This is a genomic window from Paraburkholderia sp. BR10954 (assembly GCF_040965775.1).
GTDB classification, from domain to species: Bacteria; Pseudomonadota; Gammaproteobacteria; order Burkholderiales; family Burkholderiaceae; genus Paraburkholderia; species Paraburkholderia youngii.
In genome coordinates, this window is record NZ_JBFRCK010000001.1 from 178361 (window position 1) to 195763 (window position 17403).

The window sequence follows — 17403 nt, forward strand, 5'->3', positions numbered from 1 at the left end:
TGACACGATGCTCGCTTGCGAAAGAACAGTCTAGGTGCGCTCACCAAGCAGCTGTGCAGAGTAGACACGAGCGTCTAGAGTCGTGACCATCGTAGGCCTGGCTGATTGGGAAAGTCCCGAAGCGGTCATGTGCGGCAGCTCGTTCCCGAAGGAGATTGGGCGACGTGAGTCAAAATGAGTTCGTTGGGAACAGTATTTCGCGAGCGTTGCTCGAAGAGCTGACGCGGCATTTCATGGCGGTGAAGCGAAAGGCGCCCGGAAGACTCTCTCCGGACGTTGACACCTCCACGCTTAAGGTCCGCGCGCCCCTGGATTGGCTGGACGGACCTGAGGTCGAAGTTCGAGTTCATCGGCGCGGCAAGGGCAAACCGGCGCTTTCTCAGCGTTCTTGCTGCCTGTAATCCGGTCAATCTCAACAACGAATCCTATGCACAGACTCATCAGCGTTGCGTCATGTGGAATGCGAAGAACAATATAGACAACCTGAAGGGCAACGAGCGATTTTCCGTGGTAGTGTTTATGGTGTATCGCCTCGGGGTAGTGCAACAATATGGCATCAAGAAATGTCGTCTTGCCCATTCCGGTGATACCGAAGATACCGTAGCCCTTTGCCGACGACTTCCAGTTTGCCGGAAAGGGCACTCCGTCGTCACCCGCCGCAATTGCGTGTCGACGCTGCATGTCGACAGTAGTAACCGGATTCCGCGCGACATAGGATTCCCGAATCATGGTCGTTATTGCGAGAGCCGCCTTCGCGTAGTCGGTAAATGGATAGACCACATCACCTATCGTGCTGAGTTCCATCAGACGGACGATTTCAGGTGAGTTGCGGGTGGCACGTGTCGGTTTCGGTGGGTTGTTTTCCAACTTGGCGAGAAGGGCGTTGCGATCCGGGTCAAGGGGCGGGAGCGCCTCGATAAACGGATTGCCATCAAAGCGAACGACTCCCGTTTTGTGATACTTTGCGTCTACAATAACGGGCGGCCTGTCTCGGTCAGAGAGGAACTGGAATTTGTCTTCTGCGCGAACGGTCATTTGCGCCTCCTGCGCTCTTGAACCTTGGACAATAAAGCTTCCTTTTCCTGCTGCTCAATCTTTTTCCAGGCAGAATCCTTGCTTGTACTTGCGTGAATCGAAGCACCGGCATTTTGGGAGTATCGGCGCGTGAGCCGCCTCTTGACATCAGCGGAATCACTGGCGGCCGCCTGGCCGCCTTTCGCAGGTCTCCCGCCACGCTTCCTGCTCATCTGTTCGGCGACCGCGGCACCCACGCGTGATCGAGTTGCTTCATGCTCGGAAGATGCCCAAAGTTCTGACTCAATGCGCGACAGCGCCTCCTCCTCATCCAGTGCCAAACCACGTATTTCGTTTGCCGCACTAATTTTTATTCTGAATTTGGCCCATGGCTCCCGGCTCGAAGGAACAAACACCTCTCGAGGAAAGGTTTTGTCAACGCGAACAGAGACGGACTTGCCGCGTTTGGTTGAATTAAGAGCTATGACCTTTGCAGCAGTGTTGACAGGCTGATAGGACCTGTTTCGGTAACGGAGTTTTCGCTCCGTGATCGTGGCGGTATCGGTGCCGAGAAGGAGCCGCTGATAGTCCGCGTCGGGCAGGGGCGGAACCCGCATGCCCGTGATGTTTTCAAGCCCCCATAGATAGGCGGCCTGCGGCGTGGGCACGACGCCTGCTTGCGTGAGGTCCTTGTTGCGTCTCAGCGAGCGATGTGGTCTGTTATTGTGCTCGACTACAAGCTCAATCAGGATCCGGTAAGCATCCGACAGAGTGTAGATTGCAGCAGTTTCTGCCTTAAGCGCCGCAGCTTTGGTCTCTCGATCTATTGGTCGATTGGCGTAGGCCCCCTGGTTGCTGGCCATCCTTTTTTTGAGTGTCCTGATAAGGCGCTCAACGATGGCTTTTCCGTCTGGGCACCGCGGTGGAAGAATCTGCAGTTCGATCCGGAGGTCATCTGCAATCGCCTGCTTGGCGGAGGCGCAGACCTGGTCGGGTCCTCGATCTTCGCAGATACACGCGCTCATTCGTCCGCGAGGCCAGCGTCGCTCGTCGACGTCGACATCAAGATCCGAAAAGCGCGATTCCCTGTCAGTGAACATAATAAGCAACAGGTAGCGCAACTCTTCATAGGAAGGGGGGCGTAGCGAAAGATAAACTGCGGGTATGTATCGGCTCCATCTGTCGATTGCCAGATAGATTGTCGGTTTACCGACGCAAACAGTTGGGGACTTTCTTGAGACAAGATGAATCCGTCCGCGCGTTGAGTCGATTTCGGTTATTTCGCCAGGACCGATCGCGACCAGTCCGCTCTCATAATTCCGCCCGTCCTCAACTGAGCCAGCCGCGAGATCACGTATAAACTGAAACGCCTCGTCTGTGTAATAGCGGAGTTGCCTGAGGGTCACTGGTACCTGTCTCAATTTTTCAACATATTCCGCCATGATATGCGGGTTTCGGGCACGGAACTCATTTGCAAGGTAATCGACGTGAATCTTGGAGAGGCTATGCCCATCCCGATTTTTTTCCAGCGCGAACCTGTGGAGCATGTCCGCAATATCGTCACTGGATACTACGAAGTCGTTTACGCCAAGGGTCGACGTGTTCGCCGATTTTCTGCCTCTCCTGGCCGGTTTTTTTGCGAGGGACGAGGTGGTAGCGGCGTTGTCGGACTGCCTTTCATAGAGCGGCGATGGTCCATACGGTAAGGGGAGCAGTGCAGATTTGATGCTGCCAAAATAATAGTAGCGAAGCAGGAGTTTTCTGAGCGTTACTTCGCTCATTTGTATCAGCTCTGCACGACGGCTGATGTGTCGAGTGAAAAAGTACCTGTTAAGGTTCTTTTCCTGTTTGAAGGCGCAAACCAAGGGCTCGATAATGGCCCAAGAGTGCTCCAGTTCACGGTCCTTTTCGGAGTCTTTCGCGGGAGTGTCGCTGAGTGCGGCAGGTAGAGCGACACGTCCCCAGCAGGAGTTGGCTTCGCCGGCAAGTTTCTCGATATCGGCACGGTCGACTCGCCGCGGTCGACGCGCGGTCCGGACCTCTACAGGCTCGCCGATGCGCATCACGTAAACGCAAGTCCGGAATACATGAGTGACTCGGAGGTACTGAAATTCAGGTGCAGTCCCGCTACGCAACACAAGTCCAGCGGCAAGCGCCGGATTCCGTTCGACTTTGAAGTCAATCATGAGCTCTCTGTCGCAGTACGAGTGGGAGATTGCGAGCCATGCGGTGCGTTAGGGAAACCGGAATTTGGTCTGCCCACGCGCAGTACCGGAAAGTGTCAAGCCTTGCTTCCGGGCGCAGTCCCAGCGCTCGACCTGTTTTTTCGACCAGGTCTTCAAGCAGGACGTTCGTGGCGTACTCCTTTAGAAAGCGTTCAGAAAAACGCTTCGCGATCGCAGCATTCGGTGTGTAGCGGTGGACGTACCATGTTCGTACGAATCGAAGTGTATCGACGACGGTTTGTGAGATTGCGGAGCTGTCGACCAATGCCCACACAACTCCTCTTTCGTTGCACCACGCCTGTCTGATCATCAGCAGGCTCTGCTCTCGTACGTCGAGGCTCTTCTCAGCGTGCAATAGGTTGACCGCTTTGTATGCCTTCTCAGAACGCTGTTCCGTTATCAGGAAGTCGAAAGTGAGTGGTTCAGGTACACCGCGTCGGCATGGGTGAGCGACGCCGAACTGATACGCGAGCTGCAGCGTCCGGCTGAGATCGAGAATCGGCCACCGCTCCCTGATGTCTTTGATGGTTCGCTGGCGCTCTAGCAGATAGAAAAGTGTGACTGATGCAGCGTCAGTCAATTCATAGTTGCGGCTGACACGAATCCCATGCACTACCCTTCCCGTGCCACTTGTCGGCAAGTCTTGAAGCTCACGCCACGCCCTGTAGTTCGCGCCTTCCCCAATGCCCATCCCCTTGCGAATGCAGGAACGGATATAAGGCGGATATAGGGCCGGGTCATTCGGCCAGTCCATAATGCATACAGCATAGTTGTTTTGACGAAAATATCCACGACTTTAGGAAACCAGCGCCCGCGCCGCGCCTCGGCTGGACGACCGTGCTGCCCGCCGCGAGCGAATGCCTGATCAACGTCGCGCTCGGGGTTTATCAAGCGTTTCCGAAGCCCGCGGCCAATCCATACCTGACTCGATCCGCGTGATGAACAACGCGCCCAAAGGACTATCGATGAATCTTCGTTCTATCGTTTCCACGGTTGCGGCCGTCGCGCTGCTGTCCGCCTGCGGCGCATGGCAATCCATGTCGGACGCGTCGTCGAGCGCGTATCACGCGGTGTTTTTCAAGCGGATCAAGGTGCTCGACGTCGATCTGTCCGCGCGCGAAGCGCTGAACCCCGACGACGCCGGCCGCGCGACATCGGTCGCGGTGCGCGTGTATCAGTTGAAGGACCGCAAGGTGTTCGATGGCGCGTCGTACGAGGATCTGCTGAAGAACGACCGCACGCTGCTCGCGCAGGATTTGCAGGCGAGCATGGCATCGGTGCTGAATCCAGGGGCGTCGGCGAGCCTGTCGCAACCGATGCAGGCCGATACGAATTATGTGGCGATCGTCGCGTTTTATCGCAATCCCGGTAGCGGGGATGGCTGGAAGTATGTGATCGAGAAGAAAAAGCTCGACGCGGACAAGCCGTTGAAGATCTCGTTGATGGATCAGTTTCTGGTGACGGCGGGCAATGTGGCCCACGATTGAGTGAGCCACCGGCTCAATCCTTTCGACCGAGATAGCCCGGCAGTCCCAGTGCCCGGTCGCTCTTTGCCAGCTTCAAGGCTTCCTTGAGCAAAGCCGAGAACTTTTCGTCGTTATCGGGCCGCGGCAACATCGCGCGAAAGAAGTCGGACCAGCGAAATTCTTCCAACGGGACATTGGTTTTTTCATAGCCGCCGGCATCGCGGACCGCCGCCGCGAGGCTTCGGTATTCATCGTCCTTCATCTCCCACACGTGCTTGGCCAATTCGGCAAACGGCCGGCGCACCCCTTGCGCGTCGTACGGAAAGGTCCATCGCTCGTTTTCCATGCTGAGCCAGAACGATGCCCACGTGTACGAGGAAAGATCCCGCACCAGCACGACCGGAACCGACCGCACGCCAACCTGCCACAGCGCCGCCGCCACATGGTGATGATCGATCGCGAACGGTATGCCGTTCGGTCCGCAGACGACCGGTATCGGCTTTTCGGCAATGGCCATTTGCAGGTCATGGGCGCTCAGCGATCGGTATTGGCGGGCCTTTTCTCTGACCTCGCGCGCGCCGTGGGTTATCTGCGTCGGACGCAGATCTTCGATTTGCCGCGTGTCCATGTCGGTCTCCGTGTCGGGATGCGATCACGCGGATTCCGCAAAATTCATGCCGCCGCACGAAGCGTCGCTCGCGTTCCGCCAGACTTCTACGGCGCATCGTCCACGCACAGCACCGGATCGCTGACCAGACAATCCGCATCGGTCGTCTATCTCGCGTTCGATCCGCACCTCGAAAGACCTGTGGCGCTGAACGCCGTGCGCCGCGAACCGGCCATCGGAAATCGTCTCCGCGCTGCCCCTTGCGATCGACGCGATGCTCGCCAAGGCACTTGCGAGGCGGCCAGAAGACCGCTTCGGTTCGGCCGCGGAATGGCTCGCGAGCTTGATGTCGTTGGCCGTCTCACCCGCCGCGGCCGACGATGACCGGACTATCGTGACGCCCTCCGCGGATTGGTCCGCGTCCGCTTCCTCGCCTGCGCGTGCGACGGGCGGCGGCAACCCGCCGATGCCTGTGCCTTCGGCGCCGCGCAACTGGCCGCCTGAGATGCTCGCGCGCATCGAACGCCAACTCGCGATCCACATGGGCCCGTTCGCGAGCCTGCTGGTGCGACGCGCGGCCACCCGGGCGAACGACCTGCCAGCGCTCGGCGCGCAACTGGCGGCGGTGTTGCCCGACACGGCGCGGCTCGAATTCGGGCAGGCCTTCGCGCGGCTGACGGCGGGTTCGCCCGATATGTCGATGGTCGCGTCGTCATCGCCGGGCTCAGGCGTCGCGGTGGCTGCGGCGAAGGTATCGGCTGGATCGCCCGCGAGCGCCGCAGGCACGTCACCGGGCAGTGCGATCGAGCAGGCCAGCATCGATGCCGTCGCCATTAAGCTGGCCGCCTATGTGGGGCCGATCGCAAAGATGATCGCCAGTCGCGAGGCGCGGCATGCCGCAAGTTTCGACGAATTCGTTCAACGGGTCGAAGCTTGCATCGGCGACGCCGCGCAGCGGCGCCGGTTCCGGTACGATCTCGATTCATCGGGTTAGCTTCACGAATCGAACGCTGCTACATCGAATTCAAAAGGGGGATGAAGTTGAACCACAGTCTGCAGATGTTCGACCTGAGCGGGCGTCGCGCGCTCGTCACCGGATCGAGTACCGGTATCGGTTATGCGTTGGCACAAGGGCTGGCAGGCGCTGGTGCGGAAGTCGTGCTGAACGGCCGCAATGAAGCGAGGCTGGCGGAAGCGGTCAGCCGCCTGCGCGACGCAGGCGCGATCGTGCATGGGCGATGTTTCGACGTGACTGCTCCGGAAGCGGTGGAAGCGGCGGTGGCGCAGATCGAAAGCGAGATCGGCGCGATCGATATTCTCGTGAACAACGCCGGCATGCAGCGGCGGGCGCCGCTCGAGCAGTTCTCGCACGCGCAATGGGAACAGCTGATGAAGACCAATGTGGACAGCGTGTTTTTGGTCGGGCAGGCGGTCGCGCGCTACATGATCGCGCGCAAGCGCGGCAAGATCATCAACATCTGCTCGGTGCAAAGCGAACTCGGCCGGCCCAATATCGCCGCCTATACCGCGAGCAAAGGCGCCGTGAAAATGTTGACGAAAGGCATGGCGATCGATTGGGGCCAGTATGGCATTCAGGTCAATGGCCTCGGCCCCGGCTACATCAGGACGGAACTGACCGACGCGCTCGTCAACGATGAAGCGTTCAGCAACTGGCTGGTCAATCGCACGCCTTCGCGACGTTGGGGCGAGGTGCAGGATCTGGTCGGCGCGGCGATCTTTCTCGCGAGCGGCGCGTCGGACTTCGTCAACGGTCATGTTCTTTATGTCGATGGTGGGGTGACGGCGACGCTTTGACTGGCTCTCAGGCCGCCGCCGCAGGGGCCTGCAAGCCTCCCCGGCACCGCCTTCACTGCATGCAGGTCGGATAGGTGGTGTCGGGCGATGTCGCGCGCAACGCGTGATGGGGCGATGATGCGGCGAATCGAATCGGGAATAAGCACCGCATCTTGGTGGTCTTGCAGGTAAGACTGACATCGGATGGGTGATCAAATGAACCTGATCGACGAGGCGGCGTTTGCCCCGCACTTGACATACGACCTCAACGGGACGTTCGCATGACGTTGCGGATGCAAGCCGCTCTGCGACGATTGCAACTCGGCTCCGGCGTGGTGTTGCTGGTCTATCTCTTTCTCCATCTGCTCAATCACGCGCTCGGAATCTGGTCGCTCGAACTCGCCGGACGCGGGCTGGTTCTGGCGCTGCGGCTCTGGCGCAGCGCACCTGGAACGATCGCGTTATATGGAGCGGCTGCGCTGCACTTCGTGCTGGCGATGCGAACGATTTATGCGCGCCGTCACTGGGCGTTGCCTCCGGCGGAGTGGGTGCGTCTGTGGGCAGGACTCAGCCTGCCGCTGCTTTTGATCCGTCATGCGGTGACGACCCGGCTCGCATCCACGCTCTATGGCTTCGAACCGGACTATGAGCGTGTCGTGATCCAGTTGCTGACGACCGGTACGCAGGGTTTGCAGCTTGCGCTGCTCGCGCCCGGATGGATACACGGGTGCCTTGGATTATGGTTTCGCTTGCGTCACATGCGATGGGCGCTTCGCATGAAGCCCGTGCTGTTGACATGGGTCATCGCGCTGCCACTGTTGTCCGCGGCAGGCTTTGTCAGGATGATGCGAGCCGTCGAAGCGAAGCGGGCAATCCTTCCAACTCCCGATCCAAAGCTGATTGCGCATCAGCTTGCATTGAACGCATGGCGTCACGATCTCGTGGCCTTGTATCTGTCTCTGATCGTCGGCGCGTTCGTCGCAGGTCAATTGCGCAATGGGATCGAACGTCGAAGATTGCGTGGTAGTTCTATTTAGAAAAGACCGGGAATATCCAACGAGAAAACTCCGTCTACCGGATGTGCATCGCGTAACACTCACGATCTGAGGAGACGGTCCGAAGTGAATGCAGATGCGCGAATACATTCTCAGGTCAAAAGGAGCACATCATGAAATCGGAGTCGTTGAGTCAATACGCCGTTTGCTCGCTACTGAGCTGCGTGTTCGCCGGTGTGATGTTGATGGCGGGCTGCACAAGTGCGGATGCGCAAACTGTATCGGAGCCCGAGCCTCATCAACTCACGCGCGCGGAGGTCATGCACGAACTCGAGGAGCTGGAAGCGGCGGGATACAACCCGTCGATGGGCGATGATGATTCGTATCCCGCCGATATTCAGGCCGCGGAAGCGAAGGTGGCCGCGATGCATCGAGCGGATAGAGCCGCGGCGATGAACGCGGGACAGAGCGGTCAGATGGTGCGCACGCATTGAGGGGAAAGACTGGAACGTTGATCCACCCCAGTCGGCATAATGTAACATTAAAATTTTCAATGACCCTATTGCGTTCATTGCATTGCCAGCATGAGGTAGGAATCGTATCTTCGTCTCCAAATCACGGAGACATCTATGAAGATCGCATTCCTGGGAGCCGGCGCGTTGGGTTGCGCGATCGGCTCCGCGCTGACTGAAGGCGGCCATCAGACGTGGCTGGTCGACCGCTTCGCGGCGCACGTCGAGGCTATGCGCCGCGACGGCCTGCTAGTCGACGATGCCAACGGCTCACGCCGCGTAAAAGTCCACGCGACGATGAACCCCGCCGAAGTCGGGCCGGTGGACCTCGTCATCGTGCTGGTCAAGTCCTTCCACACCGATTCGGCAATGCGCGGCGCGCTCGATCTCGTCGGACCCGACACGCTCGTGTTGTCGCTCCAAAACGGCCTCGGCCATGAAGACGTGCTCGGCGAAATCGTCGGCCGGGAGCGCGTGCTGGCGGGCAAGACCTATGTGGGCGGCGTGCTGAAGGCGCCCGGGCACATCCAGTCGGGCGTAAACGGAAAGCTGACCATCGTCGGCGAGCTCGATGGCCGGGTCACCGACCGGGCCCGCGCCATCGCCGACGCGTTCAACAGTGTGGGTCTGACGACCACGATCAGCGACAACATCCTCGGCACCATGTGGGACAAGTTGCTGATCAACGTCGCGACGGGCGCGATCACCGGCATCACCGGTCTGACGTATGGGCAACTGTACGAAGAGCCCGTTCTGAAAGCCACCGCGTTGGCGGCGATCGAAGAGGCGATGGCAGCCGCGAAGGCCGCCGGCATCCGTCTTTCGATGACGAAAGCGGAACAAGCCTGGACGCTCGCGGCCGAAGGACTTTCCCCCGCGTTCAAGACCTCGATGCTGCAGAGCCTCGAAAAAGGCTCGGTCACGGAAATCGACTTCATCAACGGAGCGGTCGTGCGGTGGGGCGAGCGCCTCGGCGTGCCGACGCCGGTCAATTCGACGCTGGTCGCGTGCATCAAGGGCATCGAGCGCGCGATGACCGACCGTCAGCGAGAAGGAGCGACGGCATGAGCGGCGCGAAAGCCTATCTGGAGCACGTCGCCATCTGGGTGACGGACATCCACTGGCATATCCGCTTCTTCGAACGAGTCTTCGGCATGACCATGCGCGAGGTGGATGGCACGCGCGACGAGCCGCGTCAGTACTGGACGCTCGGCGGACTGCAGTTCATCAGTGATCCGCGCTATGAAGGTCCCGAGGGCCGGCTCGCGCATCTCGGCGTGATGTGCGAGGACCTCGAGGCTTCGCTCGCCGCGGCGCAAGCGTTCGGCGTCAGTGAAATGCCGCAAGGGCGCAACTGGCTGCGCCTGCCGGATGGACTCGCGGTCGAACTGATTCAGGCCAAACCCGCCACCTGCGTTGCGCAGGCGCTGGCGATCAATCCACGCGCGGAGGCGTAAAGCATGAGCACGATCATCGAAAAGTACTGGGACGACGCGAACGAAGGCGACGAGTGCGTGAGCCCGACCTATACCGTCACCAAAGAACGCATTCTCGCTTACGCCGATCTGACCGGCGATCACACGCCCGTGCATGTCGACGAGGAATATGCGAACGCGAGCCACTTCGGTTCGATCGTCGCGCACGGGCTGTTCGGCCTGTCGATCGCCGATGGCCTGAAGACGCAGAGCGACTATCGCTTCCTGCACGGCATGTCGCTCGGCTGGACGTGGGATTTCCTGCTGCCGATCAAGGTCAACGACGTGCTTCACGTCAAGTTCCGCGTCGGCAACATGCGCGCGAGCAACAGCCGTCCGGACTGGGGCATCGTCGTGCTGCCGTCCGAGCTGATCAATCAGGACGGCCAGGTCGTCCAGCGCGGCGAACATCGGCTGATGGTGCCGCGCCGTCCGGGAGCGAACTGATGCAAGCCCGCCCCCTCGAAGGTATTCGCGTCGTCGACTACAGCCACTTTCTTGCCGGTCCGTACGTGGGCCGCTGCCTCGCGGCGCTCGGCGCCGAAGTGATCAAGGTGGAGCGTCCCGGCAGCGGCGATGCCGGCCGGCAGCACGCGACCATCCTCGACGACCAGCAAAGCGCCTACTTCCTGCAATTGAACATGGGCAAGCGCGGCGTCAGCGTCGACATGAAAGACCCGCGCGGCAAGGAGTTCATGCGGCGTCTGTGCGATTCGGCCGATGTGTTCATCGAAAACTATCGGCCGGGTGCGCTCGACAAGCTGGGCCTCGGCTATGCCGCGTTGTCCGAACGCAATCCGGGTCTCGTGTACTGCTCGATTTCGGCGTACGGCCACACCGGGCCCGACGCGCATCGCGCGGGCTTCGGTCTGATCGCCGAGGCGAAGAGCGGCATCATGCAGATGGTCGGCAATCCCGGCGAACCGCCACCGCTGATGCGCATTTCGCTCGGCGATATGTACACGGGCATTCACGCGGTCGCCGCGATCAACGCCGCCTTGCTCGGCCGCGTGAAGAGCGGTCGCGGCCAGCATATCGACATGGCGTTGTACGACACGCTGGTGTCGATGCACGAATACGCGGTGCAGTGCTACACGATGCAAGGCGTGCTGCCCGAGCAGACGGGGCACGACATGCCGACGTCGACGCTGTACGGCGTGTTCCGCGCGGCCGACGGCGATCTCGTGATCGCCGCGCAGGTCGACGATGCGTGGAAGCGGTTTGCTTCGCTCGTCGAACAGCACGGCGGTCCGGCCGGCTTCGGCACCGATGCGAGGTTCCACAGCCTGAACGGACGCAACTCGCATCGCGACGAAATCCTCGCGGTCGTGAAGCCGTGGGTTGCGGCGCGGCCGGTCGCCGGCGTGCTGGCGCTGCTCGATGGCGTCGACGTGCCTTGCGCAAAAGTGCAGCGCATCGATGAAGTGGTCAACGATCCGCAGATCGTCGCGCGTGGCATGGTGATCGAGCAGGACCATCCGCGCTTCGGAAAGCTGCGCCTGCCTAACCTGCCGTTCCGCTTCTCTGACTGCGACACGTCGATCCGCGAAGTCGGCCCGGATCTCGGTCAGCACAACGCGGAAGTCGCGCAGTCGTTGGGCTTCAGCGCCGCAGAAATCGACGCGATGCAGACCCAGGGCGTGCTGTTTTCGAAGAGGAGTGCGTGATGAGCGACCAATACGCGGTGATCGGCAATCCGATCGGCCACACGAAATCTCCGCTGATTCACGGTCTGTTTGCGCAGGCGACCGGACAGGACATCAGCTACTCGGCGATCCAGGGTCCGATCGAGCCCGCCGATGCTTTCGCCGAGACCGTCAAGACGTTCATCGCCGCGGGCGGCAGAGGCATGAACGTCACCGCGCCGTTCAAGATGCAGGCTTTCGCGATTGCCGACGAGCGCAGCGAACGGGCCACGCTCGCCGGCGCCGTGAACGCGCTGAAGTTCGAAAACGGCCGGATCGTTGCCGAGAACTTCGACGGCGTCGGTCTCGTGCGCGATATCGAAGTGAACCTCGCTCAGCCGATGGCGGGCAAGCGCGTGCTCGTGCTGGGTGCGGGCGGAGCGGTGCGCGGCGCGCTGCTGCCGTTCATCGCGGCGCGTCCGGCGCAACTGGTCGTCGTGAATCGGGATGTGCGCAAGGCCGAGGCGTTGGTCGCGCAAGTCGCGAGCAGCTGCCCATTGATCGCATGCGGCTACCGGGAACTCGACGGGATGGGGCAGTTCGACCTCGTCGTGAACGCGACATCGGCGAGCCTGACCGGTCAGTTGCCTGCGGTTCCCCCGGACGTGTTCAGCCGAGCAGGAACCGCGTACGAACTCGCGTATGGAAAGGGGCTCACGCCGTTCCTGCGGCTCGCGCGAAATGCGGGCGTGAAGGGCATCGCCGACGGCGTCGGCATGCTCGTCGAGCAGGCTGCCGAAGCGTTCGAGTGGTGGCGCGGCGTTCGACCGCAGACGCAAGCGATCATCGACCGGCTGAGCGTTCCGCTCATTTGACGCATGCGGTGGGGCGAGGAGGCTCAGGTTACGGACGCCCGTTCATGGGCCTAGCGCAATGGATACAATGTCGATATTGCAAATGACAATACCGCCATGAGTACCACTGAGCTTCCGGACCTCAAGCTGCTTCAGCTTTTCGACCTGCTTTACGACGTGCGAAGTGTCACGCGCGCCGCTGAGCAACTCGGGCAAAGTCAGCCGACGGTCAGCATCTGGTTGGGTCGCTTGCGCGAGCATTTGCAGGACCCGTTATTCGTTCGCACGCCGGGCGGTATGACGCCCACTCCGCAGGCTGACGCGTTGATCGGACCGTGCAGGGAAATTCTCGAGTCGCTGCGCCGGTTCGCTGCGTGGGAGATATCGTTCGATCCCGCCACGGCCAAACGACGGTTTCGAATCTGCATGACGGACGCGAGCCACATTACGCTGCTGCCGCGAATGTTGGCGCATTTGCGGGCGCAGGCGCCAGGCGTTCGGCTCGAAGCGGCAAGGATCGACGGCAATACGGAGCGGGCGCTCGAATCCGGCGAGGCGGATCTTGCGATCGGGCACGTGCCCTGGCTGGGGGGCGGTATGTACCAGCAACAGCTTTATATGCAGGACTGGGTATGCCTTGCCAACCGCAATCATCCTCGCGTGGGTGCGCGGTTGAGTCTGAAGCAATACCGCAGCGAGGGGCATGTCGTCATTGCGGCTGGCACGGGCGGGCAACTGCTCGAACAGGCGTTATTGCGCGAGAACATCGAACGCGACGTCGTGCTCGAATTGCCCGGCTTCCTCGGACTAGGATCGATCATCAAGTCGACCGATCTGATTGCTACCTTGCCCCGACACATTGGCGAGACGCTGGCGCGGGCGAATGAGGTCGTGGTCCATTCGTGTCCTTTCCCGGTGGACAGGTTCGCGGTGCGCCAGCACTGGCACGCGAAATACCATCACGAAGCCGGCAACCGCTGGCTGCGCTCGGTCGTCGCGGATCTGTTTCTCAGTGGGAGCAGAAGCTAGGGTCTGTTGATAATCTCAAACCAGCATATGAACGAGGCGGCCACTGCGACGAATGCGGCGAAGCGTTCGGACAGCTTGTCGTATCGAGTGGCGATGCGACGGAACTGTTTGATGCGGGCAAAGAACCGTTCGACCAGATTGCGCGACCGATAAAGCCGCTTATCCAGCGGGCGCTGTTCACGCTGATTTGCACGGCTTGGAATGACCGCCTGCACGTCAAGCGCACGCAGGTGTGCAATGATCGCGTCCGTATCGTAGGCCTTGTCGGCCGCGACGCTGCCTGGCCTTAGTTCGCCCAGCAACGGCAATGCCTCAGGACTGTCGCCGGCTTGCCCGCCCGTGAGGCCGAATTTAGCCAGCATGCCCAGCCCGTCAACCAGTGCGTGAATCTTCGTGCTCAAGCCACCGCGAGACCGACCCAGCGATTGGTCACCTTTTTTGGGACCGCCAGCAGCGCGCTGGTGCGCCCGGACAATGGTGCTATCGATGAAAACTTCCTCGAAATCCGCATCGCCTGCCAGCGCGACAAACACGCCGTGCCATATGCCGGCCTGGGACCATCGTGCGAACCGCTTGTACACGCTGTTCCAGCACCCGAATTCCTCCGGAAGGTCGCGCCATGGAGTGCCAGTGCGAGCAATCCAAAGAACGGCTTCGACAAACTCACGGTATTCCGGCAACGTCAACGCTTCTTCCCAATCGGGCGTTGATCCGATGCGAGGCTTGTCTTCGGTGCAAAGCACGAGGCACCCGTTCGTTCAATTCCTGAGGCTCATCCGCTCATGTCCAGAAAATCGATACTCACGGTGTCAATCATCGCTGTGGTCGGCCTTTCGGCCTGCGTCGCTCAACCAGCGAACCATTACGCTGGCGCAGACCGGCAACACGCTCCGGTGGCCGTGCAAGCCCCATCCGATATCGAAGCGAAGCCGTTCGCACATCCTGGGCTGCTGCACAGCGAGCGGGACTTCGAGCGCATGCGAGTCAACGTGGCGGAGGGCAAACAGCCTTGGCTACAAGGGTGGCAACGCTTGATCGCCAACCGCCATGCGTCGCTGGACTGGACGCCACGCCCGCAGGATGCCATCTATCGCGGCAAGAACCCTGAGCATGCCGAAAACTATTCGCTGCTGTTCAACGACGCGGCAGCGGCCTATGCGCTCGCACTGCGCTGGAAAGTCTCTGGTGACGACGCCTACGCCGGCAAGGCCATCGACATCCTGAACGCGTGGTCGGCCAATCTGAAGATGATCGATGGGAGTTCGGACAAGTTCCTCGCCTCGGGCATCTACGGCTACGAACTGGCGAATGCGGCGGAAATCCTGCGCACGTCGCCGCAATGGAAGGCGGCGGATTTCCGGCGCTTCCAGTCGATGATGCTCACCGTGTTCTACACGATGAATCACGACTTCCTGACCCGGCACAACGGCACTAAGGTTGATCACTACTGGGCAAACTGGGATCTCGCCAACATGGCGTCGATGCTGGCGATTGGCGTGCTGACCGACCGTCGGGACATTTATGCGGAAGCGGTCGAGTATTTCAAGCACGGCGCGGGCAATGGCTCGATCGAACACCTCGTCTGGAAGCTGTATCCGAACGGGCTCGGTCAAGTCCAGGAAAGCGGCCGCGACCAAGGGCACACCATGCTCGACTTCGCGCTGGCGGGTGCGTTTTGCCAGATGGCCTGGAATCAGGGAGACGACCTGTTCGGATACGACGACAACCGTCTGCTCAAGGGTGCCGAATACGCCGCGCAATACAACCTCGGCCACGACGTGCCCTACACCTTGTATTCCGATAGCCTCGCGACGCAGCCGAGTATTTCGCCGGGATCGAGAGGCGATATGCGGCCAATCTGGGAATTGCTCTACAACCACTACGTCGTGCTGAAGAAACTCAAGGCGCCGGGCGCGACCGCATATGCCCAGCGTGTGCGCCCCGAAGGTGGCGGCGGTGATTATGGACCGAATAGCGGCGGCTTCGACCAACTTGGGTATGACACGTTGACGTACACCCTCAAGTAACGGATCCGCTTGGGTGCGAGACTTGTCGTCGGTAGAGGTGATCGAAGATGGTCGGGGCAGAAGGGGGCGTATCTGTCCCGGCCAATAGGCGAGGAACAGTGCGCCTCGCATTGGATGGTCCTGCGTTGACCATACCGCGACAGGAAATAGGAAAGAAACTGCTGGTTGCGGCCTGACCAGCCATTCACGTGTGCGTCGCTATCGACCCGGGACTCAATCGGGTTGGGTTTTGTAGGGCACGAGGCCGCTTTGAATCTCACGCTGTTCTCCGACTACCGGGTTGAGCGACGGCTCGAACGCTGCGAGCCGCCTCACTTTTACGATTTCGGTAGATCTTCGCGAATCTTTAATGCGGGAAAACCAGCGGGAGCCGCGGATCGCATCGGATCGAGGCGAGTTGCGCACCTGTCAGTCTTCGCGAGGCTGGACCCGCGCGAATTGACGAATGTGCTCGGCAAGAGCGGGTATGCCCGAGTCGCGAGCGACATAGTGCGCGACCTGCCGGGTGGCCAGATCGATGGTCACCTGATCGTCGGGGGTTTTCGTGTTGGGTCCGTCGACCGCGGGATGGTATTCGATGCGCAACTGCCTCGCGTTGGCGACGAGCCGCAAATAGCCGAAGTTGCGGTCGTCGTAGCTCTCGAGGACGACCGCATCGGTGTCTTTCGACGCGGCCTGGATCAGCTGCGGCGCGCGAAGGGGCGGCTGTCCGTTGGTGGTGAGCTGCTGCACCGCGTGACCGCCGTTGCCACAAACGATGTAAGGGATGTGGGTGCCATCGGAACGGGTTCGTGTAAAGCGCTGATAGTTGTGCGCGTGTCCCGCGAGGTCCGCATGCGGCCAGATACCGACCTCATCGCAAACCGTGTCGATCTGCTGTTGCATTTCCACGCTCCAGCCGTGACGCCCGCGCGCCACATACGGCGGATGGTGATGCGCGAACAGCAGCGCGCCTCGATAGTTCTCTTTCTTCACCCGCAATAACGCCGCTTTCAGGAACTTCAGCTGACTGTTGCCGATGTCACGGTCCGCGATCACACCGGGGTCCTCGAGCGTATTGCTGTACAACGCGATGATGCGCACGAACGGCGCCTCGAACGTGAAGAAAACGCCTGGCTGAATTTGCGCGGTCCGTGAAAGGTGGCCCGCGTCGGGAGAGACCTGGAAGCAGTCGGAGCAGAAGTTCCTCAGAAACGCCTGCAGGCTTTTCTCATGCTTCAACGGCGAAACCATTCCGTCGTGGTTGCCGGCAGCGGCGAGAATCGGCGCATGGTAGTTGCGGTACGGTTCATAGAACTGATCGTAGTAGTACTGCGCCTCGCCAAAGCTGTAGACGATGTCGCCCAGCAGAAAGTTGAATTGCGGCACCTCGGCGGGATCGGCTTCGTCGAAGTCGCTGACCATCTTGTCCGCGACTTCGTTCTGGGTGGCCGGACCCTTCGTACTGCCGCAATCGCCGGTGGCGTGAAAGACGATCTGTCCACTCTGGCTAATCGTATCGATGAGCTGCTGGTTGTTGTTCACCACCTCCGCAAACGTCAGCCGGGGCTCGGTGCCGCCACGCGGCGGCGGAAACGGCAGCGCCTTCAGCTTGTGCTCGCGGTTCAGTTCGTCGATGACCTTGTAGGCCGCGGTATCGGATGCGTGCCTGACCACGAAGGTTTGCGGGTCCGGCGTGGGCTGCGGCTGCGAGAAAACCGGCGCGGCGAGAATCCTGCCACTGCGGTTGCCGCGCGAGGGCGACGATTCGTCTGAACGCTTCTTCGGCATGTGCAATCCT

General features: G+C 60.6%; 18 protein-coding genes and 1 pseudogene. 13 read left to right on the plus strand and 6 right to left on the minus strand.

The annotated features are described in order from the left end of the window. Positions 1–291: 291 nt before the first annotated feature. From AB4Y34_RS00800 to AB4Y34_RS00810, 3 genes are read right to left on the minus strand one after another with little or no spacing between them, the layout of a single operon-like run. Positions 292–1035: a hypothetical protein gene (locus tag AB4Y34_RS00800; protein WP_368714940.1), complete on the minus strand. Its 744-nt coding sequence runs from the start codon at positions 1033–1035 to the stop codon at positions 292–294. After that, positions 1032–3200 (minus strand): hypothetical protein, encoded by a 2169-nt coding sequence (locus tag AB4Y34_RS00805; protein WP_368714941.1) that lies wholly within the window; start codon positions 3198–3200, stop codon positions 1032–1034. Before AB4Y34_RS00805 ends, AB4Y34_RS00800 begins: the two co-directional genes overlap by 4 nt. Continuing rightward, on the minus strand, positions 3193–3993 hold the full coding sequence (locus AB4Y34_RS00810; RefSeq protein ID WP_368613458.1) for a hypothetical protein: 801 nt from the start codon (positions 3991–3993) through the stop codon (positions 3193–3195). The genes AB4Y34_RS00805 and AB4Y34_RS00810 overlap by 8 nt, the downstream gene beginning before the upstream one ends. Before the next feature lie 56 nt (positions 3994–4049). On the opposite strand from AB4Y34_RS00810, the pseudogene AB4Y34_RS00815 reads away from it, so the two are divergent. Continuing rightward, positions 4050–4178, plus strand: a pseudogene (locus AB4Y34_RS00815) (type VI secretion system baseplate subunit TssG); the annotation flags it as partial. A 26-nt stretch (positions 4179–4204) separates the two neighbouring features. Then, positions 4205–4726, plus strand: a complete 522-nt coding sequence (gene tssJ, locus AB4Y34_RS00820) for a type VI secretion system lipoprotein TssJ (RefSeq protein ID WP_368714942.1) — start codon at positions 4205–4207, stop codon at positions 4724–4726. Positions 4727–4739: 13 nt separating this feature from the next. Here tssJ and AB4Y34_RS00825 read toward each other — a convergent pair whose 3' ends face one another. Continuing rightward, a complete protein-coding gene (locus tag AB4Y34_RS00825) occupies positions 4740–5333 on the minus strand; it encodes a ParB-like protein (RefSeq protein ID WP_368714943.1) in 594 nt (197 codons plus the stop codon). A gap of 253 nt (positions 5334–5586) precedes the next feature. Between AB4Y34_RS00825 and AB4Y34_RS00830 the strand changes: the two genes are divergently transcribed. The 10 genes from AB4Y34_RS00830 to AB4Y34_RS00875 all read left to right on the plus strand — a co-directional run bounded on the left by AB4Y34_RS00830 (position 5587) and on the right by AB4Y34_RS00875 (position 13596). Beyond that, positions 5587–6306, plus strand: coding sequence for a hypothetical protein (locus AB4Y34_RS00830; protein WP_368714944.1), 720 nt, complete (start codon positions 5587–5589; stop codon positions 6304–6306). A 41-nt stretch (positions 6307–6347) separates the two neighbouring features. Beyond that, positions 6348–7127: a glucose 1-dehydrogenase gene (locus AB4Y34_RS00835; protein ID WP_176379444.1), complete on the plus strand. Its 780-nt coding sequence runs from the start codon at positions 6348–6350 to the stop codon at positions 7125–7127. Between the two features lie 260 nt (positions 7128–7387). Continuing rightward, entirely contained in the window at positions 7388–8143 is a 756-nt protein-coding gene (locus AB4Y34_RS00840) for a hypothetical protein (protein WP_368714945.1), read from the plus strand. A 131-nt stretch (positions 8144–8274) separates the two neighbouring features. Beyond that, a complete protein-coding gene (locus tag AB4Y34_RS00845; RefSeq protein ID WP_368714946.1) occupies positions 8275–8595 on the plus strand; it encodes a DUF4148 domain-containing protein in 321 nt (106 codons plus the stop codon). A 135-nt stretch (positions 8596–8730) separates the two neighbouring features. Further along, a complete protein-coding gene (locus AB4Y34_RS00850; protein WP_368714947.1) occupies positions 8731–9681 on the plus strand; it encodes a ketopantoate reductase family protein in 951 nt (316 codons plus the stop codon). Next, entirely contained in the window at positions 9678–10070 is a 393-nt protein-coding gene (locus AB4Y34_RS00855) for a VOC family protein (RefSeq protein ID WP_176365901.1), read from the plus strand. The genes AB4Y34_RS00850 and AB4Y34_RS00855 overlap by 4 nt, the downstream gene beginning before the upstream one ends. 3 nt (positions 10071–10073) lie before the next feature. Continuing rightward, a complete protein-coding gene (locus AB4Y34_RS00860; protein ID WP_368714948.1) occupies positions 10074–10535 on the plus strand; it encodes a MaoC family dehydratase in 462 nt (153 codons plus the stop codon). Then, entirely contained in the window at positions 10535–11755 is a 1221-nt protein-coding gene (locus AB4Y34_RS00865; RefSeq protein WP_176365899.1) for a CaiB/BaiF CoA-transferase family protein, read from the plus strand. The genes AB4Y34_RS00860 and AB4Y34_RS00865 overlap by 1 nt, the downstream gene beginning before the upstream one ends. Further along, on the plus strand, positions 11755–12588 hold the full coding sequence (gene aroE / locus AB4Y34_RS00870; protein ID WP_368714949.1) for a shikimate dehydrogenase: 834 nt from the start codon (positions 11755–11757) through the stop codon (positions 12586–12588). Before AB4Y34_RS00865 ends, aroE begins: the two co-directional genes overlap by 1 nt. Before the next feature lie 96 nt (positions 12589–12684). Then, positions 12685–13596, plus strand: coding sequence for a LysR family transcriptional regulator (locus AB4Y34_RS00875; protein ID WP_368714950.1), 912 nt, complete (start codon positions 12685–12687; stop codon positions 13594–13596). Here the strand turns inward: AB4Y34_RS00875 and AB4Y34_RS00880 are convergent. Next, positions 13593–14339, minus strand: a complete 747-nt coding sequence (locus tag AB4Y34_RS00880; RefSeq protein ID WP_368714951.1) for an IS5 family transposase — start codon at positions 14337–14339, stop codon at positions 13593–13595. The genes AB4Y34_RS00875 and AB4Y34_RS00880 overlap by 4 nt on opposite strands. A 63-nt stretch (positions 14340–14402) precedes the next feature. Here AB4Y34_RS00880 and AB4Y34_RS00885 point away from each other — a divergent pair, with 63 nt between their 5' ends. Further along, entirely contained in the window at positions 14403–15623 is a 1221-nt protein-coding gene (locus AB4Y34_RS00885) for an alginate lyase family protein (RefSeq protein ID WP_368714952.1), read from the plus strand. A gap of 408 nt (positions 15624–16031) precedes the next feature. On the opposite strand, the gene AB4Y34_RS00890 is transcribed toward AB4Y34_RS00885, so the two are convergent. Further along, complete coding sequence (locus tag AB4Y34_RS00890) at positions 16032–17393, minus strand: metallophosphoesterase (RefSeq protein ID WP_176379452.1); 1362 nt, start codon at positions 17391–17393, stop codon at positions 16032–16034. Between the last annotated feature and the right edge of the window lie 10 nt (positions 17394–17403).

What these genes read in the sequence shown, in the direction of transcription:
- AB4Y34_RS00810 (WP_368613458.1), bottom strand. Translation starts at nt 3,993, where the DNA reads ATGGACTGGCCGAATGACCCGGCCCTATATCCGCCTTATATCCGTTCC.
- AB4Y34_RS00850 (WP_368714947.1), top strand. Translation starts at nt 8,731, where the DNA reads ATGAAGATCGCATTCCTGGGAGCCGGCGCGTTGGGTTGCGCGATCGGC.
- AB4Y34_RS00855 (WP_176365901.1), top strand. Translation starts at nt 9,678, where the DNA reads ATGAGCGGCGCGAAAGCCTATCTGGAGCACGTCGCCATCTGGGTGACG.
- aroE (WP_368714949.1), top strand. Translation starts at nt 11,755, where the DNA reads ATGAGCGACCAATACGCGGTGATCGGCAATCCGATCGGCCACACGAAA.
- tssJ (WP_368714942.1), top strand. Translation starts at nt 4,205, where the DNA reads ATGAATCTTCGTTCTATCGTTTCCACGGTTGCGGCCGTCGCGCTGCTG.
- AB4Y34_RS00800 (WP_368714940.1), bottom strand. Translation starts at nt 1,035, where the DNA reads ATGACCGTTCGCGCAGAAGACAAATTCCAGTTCCTCTCTGACCGAGAC.
- AB4Y34_RS00805 (WP_368714941.1), bottom strand. Translation starts at nt 3,200, where the DNA reads ATGATTGACTTCAAAGTCGAACGGAATCCGGCGCTTGCCGCTGGACTT.
- AB4Y34_RS00865 (WP_176365899.1), top strand. Translation starts at nt 10,535, where the DNA reads ATGCAAGCCCGCCCCCTCGAAGGTATTCGCGTCGTCGACTACAGCCAC.
- AB4Y34_RS00860 (WP_368714948.1), top strand. Translation starts at nt 10,074, where the DNA reads ATGAGCACGATCATCGAAAAGTACTGGGACGACGCGAACGAAGGCGAC.
- AB4Y34_RS00845 (WP_368714946.1), top strand. Translation starts at nt 8,275, where the DNA reads ATGAAATCGGAGTCGTTGAGTCAATACGCCGTTTGCTCGCTACTGAGC.
- AB4Y34_RS00875 (WP_368714950.1), top strand. Translation starts at nt 12,685, where the DNA reads ATGAGTACCACTGAGCTTCCGGACCTCAAGCTGCTTCAGCTTTTCGAC.
- AB4Y34_RS00830 (WP_368714944.1), top strand. Translation starts at nt 5,587, where the DNA reads ATGCTCGCCAAGGCACTTGCGAGGCGGCCAGAAGACCGCTTCGGTTCG.
- AB4Y34_RS00825 (WP_368714943.1), bottom strand. Translation starts at nt 5,333, where the DNA reads ATGGACACGCGGCAAATCGAAGATCTGCGTCCGACGCAGATAACCCAC.
- AB4Y34_RS00840 (WP_368714945.1), top strand. Translation starts at nt 7,388, where the DNA reads ATGACGTTGCGGATGCAAGCCGCTCTGCGACGATTGCAACTCGGCTCC.
- AB4Y34_RS00835 (WP_176379444.1), top strand. Translation starts at nt 6,348, where the DNA reads ATGAAGTTGAACCACAGTCTGCAGATGTTCGACCTGAGCGGGCGTCGC.
- AB4Y34_RS00890 (WP_176379452.1), bottom strand. Translation starts at nt 17,393, where the DNA reads ATGCCGAAGAAGCGTTCAGACGAATCGTCGCCCTCGCGCGGCAACCGC.